This is a genomic window from Sodalis sp. (in: enterobacteria) (assembly GCF_051710625.1).
Taxonomy (GTDB): Bacteria; Pseudomonadota; Gammaproteobacteria; order Enterobacterales; family Enterobacteriaceae; genus JBPESN01.
Map to the genome: position 1 here is coordinate 1 of NZ_JBPESN010000086.1, position 8,539 is coordinate 8,539.

At 56.2% G+C, this 8,539-nt stretch carries 7 protein-coding genes, 1 tRNA gene and 5 pseudogenes; 7 read left to right on the plus strand and 6 right to left on the minus strand.

The window, feature by feature from the left end; genetic code table 11:
* The 5 genes and pseudogenes from ACTBDU_RS14855 to def form a co-directional block, all read right to left on the minus strand.
* Positions 1-233, minus strand: a 233-nt coding sequence (locus tag ACTBDU_RS14855; protein WP_438807008.1) for a transposase, incomplete at its 3' end; no start/stop codon positions are given.
* 73 nt (positions 234-306) lie between these two features.
* Positions 307-1,682, minus strand: a pseudogene (gene trkA, locus ACTBDU_RS14860) (Trk system potassium transporter TrkA).
* A 101-nt stretch (positions 1,683-1,783) separates the two neighbouring features.
* Positions 1,784-3,057, minus strand: a pseudogene (gene rsmB / locus ACTBDU_RS14865) (16S rRNA (cytosine(967)-C(5))-methyltransferase RsmB).
* A gap of 71 nt (positions 3,058-3,128) precedes the next feature.
* On the minus strand, positions 3,129-4,079 hold the full coding sequence (fmt, locus tag ACTBDU_RS14870) for a methionyl-tRNA formyltransferase (protein WP_438807009.1): 951 nt from the start codon (positions 4,077-4,079) through the stop codon (positions 3,129-3,131).
* A 21-nt stretch (positions 4,080-4,100) separates the two neighbouring features.
* Positions 4,101-4,616, minus strand: a complete 516-nt coding sequence (gene def / locus ACTBDU_RS14875; protein WP_438807013.1) for a peptide deformylase — start codon at positions 4,614-4,616, stop codon at positions 4,101-4,103.
* Between the two features lie 118 nt (positions 4,617-4,734).
* On the opposite strand from def, the gene ACTBDU_RS14880 reads away from it, so the two are divergent.
* The 4 genes and pseudogenes from ACTBDU_RS14880 (at position 4,735) to ACTBDU_RS14895 (ending at position 6,617) form a co-directional block, all read left to right on the plus strand.
* Complete coding sequence (locus ACTBDU_RS14880; RefSeq protein WP_438807014.1) at positions 4,735-4,902, plus strand: hypothetical protein; 168 nt, start codon at positions 4,735-4,737, stop codon at positions 4,900-4,902.
* Positions 4,884-5,620 (plus strand): annotated as a pseudogene (locus ACTBDU_RS14885) (DNA-processing protein DprA); the annotation flags it as partial. The gene ACTBDU_RS14880 and the pseudogene ACTBDU_RS14885, both read left to right, overlap by 19 nt.
* Positions 5,621-5,645: 25 nt before the next feature.
* Positions 5,646-6,071: pseudogene (locus ACTBDU_RS14890) on the plus strand (DUF494 family protein).
* A 23-nt stretch (positions 6,072-6,094) separates the two neighbouring features.
* Positions 6,095-6,617, plus strand: a pseudogene (locus tag ACTBDU_RS14895) (DNA topoisomerase family protein).
* Between the two features lie 328 nt (positions 6,618-6,945).
* Here the strand turns inward: ACTBDU_RS14895 and ACTBDU_RS14900 are convergent.
* Positions 6,946-7,047: transfer RNA gene (locus ACTBDU_RS14900), tRNA-OTHER, on the minus strand.
* Between ACTBDU_RS14900 and ACTBDU_RS14905 the strand changes: the two genes are divergently transcribed.
* Genes ACTBDU_RS14905 through ACTBDU_RS14915 form a run of 3 tightly spaced genes read left to right on the plus strand, consistent with a single transcriptional unit; the run spans position 7,012 to position 8,175 of the window.
* Positions 7,012-7,179, plus strand: a complete 168-nt coding sequence (locus ACTBDU_RS14905; RefSeq protein WP_438807010.1) for a Sua5/YciO/YrdC/YwlC family protein — start codon at positions 7,012-7,014, stop codon at positions 7,177-7,179. The genes ACTBDU_RS14900 and ACTBDU_RS14905 overlap by 36 nt on opposite strands.
* 19 nt (positions 7,180-7,198) lie before the next feature.
* The gene (aroE, locus tag ACTBDU_RS14910) at positions 7,199-8,017 is read left to right on the plus strand and encodes a shikimate dehydrogenase (protein WP_438807011.1); all 819 of its coding nucleotides are present in this window, start codon (positions 7,199-7,201) and stop codon (positions 8,015-8,017) included.
* Positions 8,014-8,175 (plus strand): DUF1488 domain-containing protein, encoded by a 162-nt coding sequence (locus ACTBDU_RS14915; protein ID WP_438807012.1) that lies wholly within the window; start codon positions 8,014-8,016, stop codon positions 8,173-8,175. The genes aroE and ACTBDU_RS14915 overlap by 4 nt, the downstream gene beginning before the upstream one ends.
* The last annotated feature ends 364 nt before the right edge of the window (positions 8,176-8,539 follow it).

Below are 8,539 nucleotides of genomic sequence, written 5' to 3' on the forward strand. Positions count from 1 at the left end.
TCAATGCGTTGTACCTTCTTCTTGAGCTCACGTATTTCGATTTGTTTCGGGGTTATGGGAGAGGCTTTTGGCGTTTTCCCCTGTCGCTCATCACGCAGTTGTTTTACCCATTTCGTCATCGTAGAAAAACCGACGTCCATGGCTTTTGCTGCTTGCGCGGCGGTGTAATTTTGGTCGACAACCAGTTGAGCGGATTCGCGTTTGAATTCAGGACTAAAATTTCTTCTTTTCATTGGTGCACCCGTGTTGTTCTGAGGTGAGCATATCACCTCTGTTCAGGTGGCTAAATTCAGTGTGCCACTACACTCAGAGGAAAAAAGGACTGGGCTGGAACAGCCGTTCCACATCGCTGACAAACTTTTTATCGGTCAGGAACATGATAACGTGGTCGCCCTGCGCGATGCGGCTGTTGCGGTTGGCGATAATCACTTCGTCGCCGCGCACTATGGCGCCGATAATGGTACCGGGCGGCAGCTTGATGGCATCAATATGGCGGCCGACCACGCGTGAGGTGCTCTCATCGCCGTGGGCGATGGCCTCAATCGCCTCCGCCACCCCGCGCCGCAGCGAGGAAACGCTGACGATTCCGCTTTACGCACGTGCCCGAGTAGCGCGGGAATCGTGGCCTGTTGCGGGGAAATGGCGATGTCAATAACGCTGCCCTGCACTAAATCCACATAGGCCCGCCGTTGGATGAGTACTAACACCTTTTTCGCGCCCATGCATTTGGCCAGCATGGCTGACATAATATTGGCTTCATCGTCGTTAGTAATGGCGATAAAAACGTCAATCTGTTCTATGTGCTGCTGCGCCAGCAGCTCTTGATCTGAGGCGTCGCCGTAGAAGAGGATGGTATCATGCAGCCTTTCCGCCAGCTCCGCGGCGCGTTCCTGATCGCGCTCAATCAACTTCACGCTATAATCTTTTTCCAGCCGATAAGCCAGACCGGCGCCGATATTGCCGCCGTCGACGATCATGATGCGCTTATAGGGTTTTTCCAGTCGCTGCATTTCACTTATTACCGCGCGAATATGCTGCGAGGCGACGACAAAAAACACTTCGTCGCCCGCCTCGATAATGGTCGAGCCTTGCGGACGAATTGGCCGGTCCTGGTGGAATATCGCCGCGACGCGGGTTTCGATATGCGGCATATGCTCGCGTAGCGAAGAAAGGGCATTGCCCACCAGCGGCCCGCCATAATAGGCCTTTACCGCCACCAAGCTGACCTTGCCCTCCGCAAAATTGACCACCTGCAGCGCACCGGGATATTCAATCAGTTTGTAGATATTATCGGTGACCAGCTGCTCCGGGGAAATCAAATGATCAATAGGTACCGTTTCGGGTGAAAACAGCCGCTCCGCTTCGCGGACATAGTCGTGGGAGCGGATGCGGGCGATAGGGTTTGGCGTTTTAAATAGCGTATAAGCTATCTGGCAGGCAATCATATTCGTTTCGTCGGAGTTGGTGACTGCCACCAGCATATCGGCATCCTCAGCCCCGGCGTCGCGCAGAACCCGCGGATGAGATCCATGTCCCTGAATCGCGCGCAGGTCAAATTTGTCCTGCAGTTGGCGCAGCTGGTCAGGATTGGTATCGACGATGGTGATGTCATTGTTCTCACCCACCAGGGTTTCCGCCAGCGTGCCGCCGACCTGCCCCGCGCTAAGAATAATGATTTTCATAGAAGACCCGTTGTGTTCAGCCTGGCACACCTGCAACGGGTGTGCGTACCGTTATCATCTGTGCCGTTAGTCGGAGCGCTTACCGTTTATCATTTGCGGCCTCAGCAGGCCAGTGTCTCTTTTATCATTTTAGCGTAAAGGAAACTACCGCCTGAGGTCGGCGCCGGCAAACATTGCAGGCCAGGTGCGGCGGCATCACCGGTTTCCTGCAGCAGGGCGTCGGGGTGGTCGGCGAGGAACGCAGTAATTTGCCCGCAGTTCTCTTCCGGAAAAATGGAACAGGTAGCATACAGCAATGTGCCGCCGGGCTTTAGAACTCGCCAGGCGGTGCACAGGATTTGCTGCTGCAGTTTTGCCAGCTCGGAGGTGTCGCCGTCACGGCGCAGCCATTTAATATCCGGCTGCCGACGTATGACGCCGGTCGCGGAGCAGGGAGCGTCCAGCAGAATGCGATCGAAAAGCGTACCGCTGCGCCAGGCGTCCGGAGTGCGCCCGTCGCCAATCACCACCTCCGGCTGCATGCCCAGACGCTGTAAGTTGTCATGGATTCGTGCCGCGCGCTACGCATCCACATCCAGCGCCATAACCCGCGCCGCGGGCGCGGTTTCCAGTATATGGGTAATCTTGCCGCCGGGGCGGCGCACAAATCGAGAATGGTCTCACCGTTTTACGGCGCGAGCAGCAGGGCGCAGCCCTGAGCTGATGCATCCTGCACTGTTACCCAGCCCCGATCGAAGCCGGGAAGACGGCCGACGTTGCAGGGCGTTTCCAGCCTGATAGCATCCGGTAACTGCGTGTGCGCGCCGGCCAGTAGCGCCAGATAGACGTCACGGCTGTGGCGCAGCCGGTTGACACGCAACCACATCGGCGGCCGTTGATTGTTGGCGTCGATGATCTGCGCATACTGCGCCGGCCAGGATCCGTTTTTGCAACCAGGAGGGGTGCAGATGGCGGATATCCTGCCGCTTGGCGTCGGTCAACAGGGCTGCCTGCTGGCGTTGAAACTGGCGCAACACGCCGTTAATTAGCCCCTTAAACTGTGGTCGTTTCATCGCCACCGCGCCTTCAGCCGTCTCTGCCAGCGCGGCATGCGGAGGAATGCGGGTGTATATCAGCTGATACAGGCCAACCATCAGGAGATAATGTACCGGGCGTTGTTTCCCGGTAGCGGCTTTGCCATCAGTTGGCGCAGTAACCATTCCAATTGCGGCAGGACGCGCATAATGCCGAAGCACAGCTTCTGCAGCAACGCGCGGTCCTTCTTGCTCAAAGCAGCCTGCAGCGGCGGCAACAGGGCTCCGAAGGACTGGCCCTGATCCAAAACCTGCGCTACCGCTCTGGCGGTGATAACGCGGAGATTATAGTGTGTTTTCATAGCTGATCGGGCCGTGGGGCGCTCGCTTTGCAACCGATGGCAAAGGCCGCCGGCTCACCTGCAGGTGAAGATTAATCCAGAACGGTGCCGGGAGTAAACCATTCACGGCGTGAATTGAGCAAATCCTGAACCGACATCGCTTTTTTACCCGCCGGCTGCAACTGCGTCAGCGTCAATACGCCCTCGCCGGTGGCGATGTGGATGCCGGCCTTGTCCGCGGCCAATATCGAGCCGGGCGCGTGTAAAGACGTCTGCCCGTCATCGACGCTGGCTGCCCAGACTTTAATCGGTTGTTCTGCCAGCGGAAAATAGCTGATGGGCCACAGATTGAAGGCACGGATGCAGCGCTCAAGCTGCGCCGCGGGTAGACGCCAGTCGAGTCGGGCTTCTTCCTTGCTGAGTTTGTCTGCATAAGTGGCAAGGGCATTGTTTTGCGGCTCTGCGACGGCGCGGCCTGCAGCGATCTGCATTAGCGTGAATAAAAGAGCGTTCGGCCCGATTTGCGCCAGTTTGTCATACAGAGAGGCGCTGGTGTCGTCAGGCTGGATTGCGCAGACGGCCTTGTGCAGCATGGTGCCAGTGTCGAGCCCGGCATCCATCTGCATAATCGTCACGCCTGTACGATCGTCGCCGGCCCATAATGCTCGCTGTATGGGTGCTGCTCCACGCCAGCGCGGCAACAACGACCCGTGCACATTGATACAGCCGAGCCGCGGCAGGTCCAACACGGCCTGGGGAAGGATCAGGCCGTAAGCCACGACCACCATGATATCCGCATTCAGATCCGCCACGCTCCGTTGCCCCTCAGGTTTGCGCAACGAAGCGGGCTGAAACACAGGCAAGTCGTGCCGCTCAGCCAATTGCTTCACCGGACTGGGCGTCAGGCGCTTGCCGCGGCCTGCGGGCCGATCCGGCTGGATGAAAACCCCGACCACCTGCTGTTTGGCCTCTATCAACGCGTCCAGATGACGCGCAGCAAAATCCGGCGTACCGGCGAAGATGATACGTAAAGAGTCAGACACGATGTTTCCTATAACGTTGGGTTACTTTTCCGCCCGCTTGGCCATACGCGCCAGTTTTTCCATTTTTTGACGAACGCGCTGACGTTTCAGCGGCGAGAGGTAATCGACAAACAGCTTACCGACCAGGTGATCCATCTCATGCTGGATGCAGATCGCCAGCAGATCGTCCGCCTCTAGCTCAAAACTGTTACCGTCGCGATCCAGCGCCCGCACCTTCACTTTTTCGGCCCGAGGAACGAAGCCACGCTGATCGGGGATCGACAAACAGCCTTCATCAATACCGGTTTCGCCGCTTTTCTCCAGTAATTCGGGATTGATCAACACCAGTCGCTGATCGCGACTTTCCGAGACATCGATCATGATGATCCGCTGGTGGATGTCGACCTGGGTGGCGGCCAAACCGATGCCCTCTTCGGCGTACATAGTCTCAAACATATCATCCACGATGCGGCGGATGGCGTCATTGACGTCGACGACGGGTTTGGCGACTTTGCGCAGTCGCTCATCGGGATAATGTAATACCTGCAATAATGACATAGTGGTCTGAATCTGCATCTTCTGAGTATGAAATCGATATTTAGCCTTATTCTAGACATTTCCGGCTTTGATTGACAGCATTGGACAGGAAATGCCATCAAGCAAAATGTGGCTGCGCATGGCGGCGGTAAAAAGGGGGAACAACGCCCTGGCCAAGGAATATTTAAACGAAACGGCGGATTCGGCGCCGTTGGACACGCAAGCGTTGTTAAAGACGATTTTAACTCCGCGGCAGCACCAGCGCTACCAAGATTGCCCGCCGGTCAACTGTCGGCTGCCGGGCTGACTATCACCGGCGGTCTGGCGCTGGGTATTGATGGCGTTTGTCACCGCGCGGCGCTCGCCGCCGGGGGAAAGACCGTAGCGGTATTGGGCTGTGGGATCGGTTACGGCTATCCGCGCCAGCATCGTCGGTTGGCCGCCGATATTGTCGCGCAGGACGGTGCGCTGGTATCAGAGTTTTTGCCTTTTGCACCGCCGCTGGCGATGCATTTTCCTTTTTATAACCGTTTAAGCAGTGGGTTGAGCCTGGGAGTGCTGGTAGTTGAGGCGGCAATAAAAAGCGGCTCGCCGGTCACAGCGCGCTGTGCGCTGGATCAGGGTAGGGAGGGGGAGGTGTTTGCCTTGCCCGGCCCGGCCCGCTGGGCAGCCCTTCCAGTGCCGGCACCCACTGGCTTATCCGCCAGTGCGCGATGCTCATTACCCGTCCGGAGGAGATATTTGAACAGCTATGCGGTGACCTGAAATGGTTGGTGCCGAATAAGACGAAAATTATTTCTGCATCAGAATGCGAAGTTAAATTGCCATTTGCCGATGTGTTAACTAACGTAGGGGATGAGGTTACACCTGTTGACGTCGTCGCTGAACGTGCCGGCCAACCTGTGCCAGAGGTGGTGGTGAAACTGCTCGAACTGGAGTTAGCAGGATGGATCGCAGTTGTACCCGGCGGCTATGTCCGATTAAGGAGGGCAGGCCGTGTTCGACGTATTAATGTATTTGTTTGAAACCTACATCCACAACAAAGTCGAAATGCGCGTGGATCAGGATAAATTGACCGATGACCTTACCCGGGTGGGCTTTCATCAGTTTTAGTTGACCACTACAAGACGATATTTATAATGCGTTAAACTGGCAGATTTGCAGGACGGGACGGGCAGAGCGTTTGCTCTCAATGCCGATCCGCTTGCCATGCGTATCTACACTGATGAAGAAAGTCAGTTCCTGGATACCGATTGTCGCGGTTTCTTGTTATTTCTCGAACAGATTCAGGTGTTGAACCTTGAGACCCGCGAGATGGTCATCGACCGTGTGATGGCGCTGGCCGCGGCGGAATTTGATCTGGAAGATCTGAAGTGGGTTATTCTTATGGTGCTGTTCAATATTCCGGGCTGCGAAAATGCTTATCAGCAAATGGAAGATTTGGTTTTTGAAGAAGACGAACAGCGTCTGCATTGATGCATCAAAGATGATTTAACGCTATGACCAAAGCTGCGCTTTTTGCCGCGAAGCAAACGGAGTCCTGCCCCACATGCGGGGCAGAGCTTGTTATTCGCTCCGGCCAGCACGGCCTCTTTCTGGGCTGCTCTCATTATCCACAATGCGACTATATTCGTCCGCTGAGGCCGCAGGGGAATAGACATGTGGTAAAAGTGCTTGAAGGGCAGCTTTGCCCCGCATGTCACTCCACGCTGGTATTGCGCCAAGGACGCTTTGGTATGTTTATCGGCTGCTCGAACTATCCCGAGTGCGAGCACATTGCACCCACGGCGGTGGTCGACACCACCGCTTTTACCTGTCCAGGGTGCCGTTCCGGTAAATTGGTGCAGCGTACCTCGCGCGTTGGCAAAAGTTCTTACGCCTGTGATCGGTACCCCTCCTGAATGCGAGGATTGCCATTTTTCGCTGTTGATGGCGAAAAATACTGCCCGCGGCGTAAAGCGCTTTTGCGCTGATAAGCGTTGCGGCCGACCGGTAGCGATAAACAACAATAATGATGATTGAATCCTCCTCCCAGGACGTGACGAGGCTGGTCATTGCGCTGCATCAACAGCAGGTAATCGCTTATCCGACGGAGGCCGTGTTCGGGTTGGGCTGCGATCCTGACAGCGAAAGCGCGGTCCAGGCGCTGTTGGCGTTAAAACAACGCCCGTGGCAAAAAGGCTTAATTCTGGTCGCCGTCCATTACGCTCAGTTAAAGGAATATATTGACGACGACGCGTTAGATGATGCTGCACGAGTGCGGATCTTCGCCAGCTGGCCAGGTCCCGTGACGTGGGTGATACCGGCCCGTCCGACAACACCGCGCTGGCTTACGGGGCAACGTGCATCCCTGGCGGTACGGGTCAGCGCGTTTGAACCCGTACGGCGGCTTTGTCTTGTGTTCGGTAAGCCGCTGGTGTCCACCAGCGCTAATCTGACCGGCCAACCGCCGGCGCGTAGCGCCGACGAAGTGCGTAAGCAATTGGGCGCCGCTTTCCCGGTGCTGGACGAGGCAGTGGAAGGACGACTCAATCCCTCTGAGATACGTGATGCTCTGAGCGGCGAATTGATTCGACAGGGCTGATTATAACCGGAGTGTCACCATGGATACCTTTGCCGTTTTTGGTAATCCGATTACCCATAGTCGTTCACCGCGCATCCATGCGCTATTTGCCGCTGAGACAAGTATAACCCACCCTTACGGCTGGGCACTGGCGCCGCTGGAGGACTTTGAGCAAACGCTGCGGCAGTTTTTCGACGCGGGCGGCTTGGGGGCAAATATTACCCTGCCATTTAAAGAACGTGCGTTTTCGCTATGCGATCAACTCACCGAGCGAAGTGCTTTGGCGGGGGCGGTGAATACCATCAAGAAGCAGCCGGACGGCTTTTTGCTGGGGGACAATACCGACGGCATTGGTCTGGTCAGTGATTTGCAGCGTCTCGATCTACTGCGCCAGGACAGCCGGGTTCTGTTAGTGGGTGCCGGCGGCGCGGCGCGGGGAGTGATCCTGCCGCTGCTGGCCTACGGTTGCAAAGTGGTGCTGACTAACCGCACTTTTCCGCGCGCGCAGGAGCTGGTCGGGTTTTACCACCATGTGGGCGATATCAGCGCGCTGCCGCTGGAGCGCCTGAGCACGCCGGATTATGATCTAATTATTAACGCGACTTCGACCGGTGTACAGGGCAGTATCCTGCCGCTGCCGGCATCGCTCATTACGTCATCGGTCTGTTGCTATGACATGTGTTACCAACAAGGCGATACGCCGTTCATCGCCTGGTGCCGCCGGCAGGGCGCGCTGCGCTGCGTTGATGGGCTCGGTATGCTGGTGGGCCAGGCGGCCGCGTCATTTTTGCTATGGCATGGGGTTTTACCCTCAGTTTTACCGGTGCTGAAAACGTTGCGCGCGGAGCTAAGCGCATGAACCAGGCGATCCATTTTCCCGATCTTGAACAATGGGATGACGAGGGGCAAAGCGTGTGTTTCCCGGCTTTGGTGAGCGGCATGCGCGTAGAGTGCCAGGTTAGTGCAGGCTGGTTATATAACCGGTTTGCCTCTGAGACTAATATCAGCACCGCCTAAACGTTGAGGATGCAATCGAAACACTTATTGCTCAGGGGGCGACCTCGACGGACCATTTTGTTTATCGTAACGCAATGGCCCACGCCCACACCCATGCTATTGCCAGATTGCGACCCCGTTGATTTCCTCCATGACAGCGCGCCGATGAAAACGTCAGGGTAAAACCTCATGATCAAGTTCCTTCGGCGTGCGGCCTCTCTTCATCCGCCTGCAGAATGTAGTGGACAACTAAAACTGGCCACCGCGTTAGCGTTTTTCCAGTATCTATTTTCTGATTCGTTTGGTGGCAACCCACCGTTATATTTATGCGGCCTGAGTGCGCTGTAATATCCCACGATATAGTCGGTAATTTCATGAGCTGCTT

What these genes read in the sequence shown, in the direction of transcription:
- def (WP_438807013.1), bottom strand. Translation starts at nt 4,616, where the DNA reads ATGTCATTATTGCAGGTATTACATTATCCCGATGAGCGACTGCGCAAA.
- ACTBDU_RS14880 (WP_438807014.1), top strand. Translation starts at nt 4,735, where the DNA reads ATGGCGGCGGTAAAAAGGGGGAACAACGCCCTGGCCAAGGAATATTTA.
- aroE (WP_438807011.1), top strand. Translation starts at nt 7,199, where the DNA reads ATGGATACCTTTGCCGTTTTTGGTAATCCGATTACCCATAGTCGTTCA.
- ACTBDU_RS14915 (WP_438807012.1), top strand. Translation starts at nt 8,014, where the DNA reads ATGAACCAGGCGATCCATTTTCCCGATCTTGAACAATGGGATGACGAG.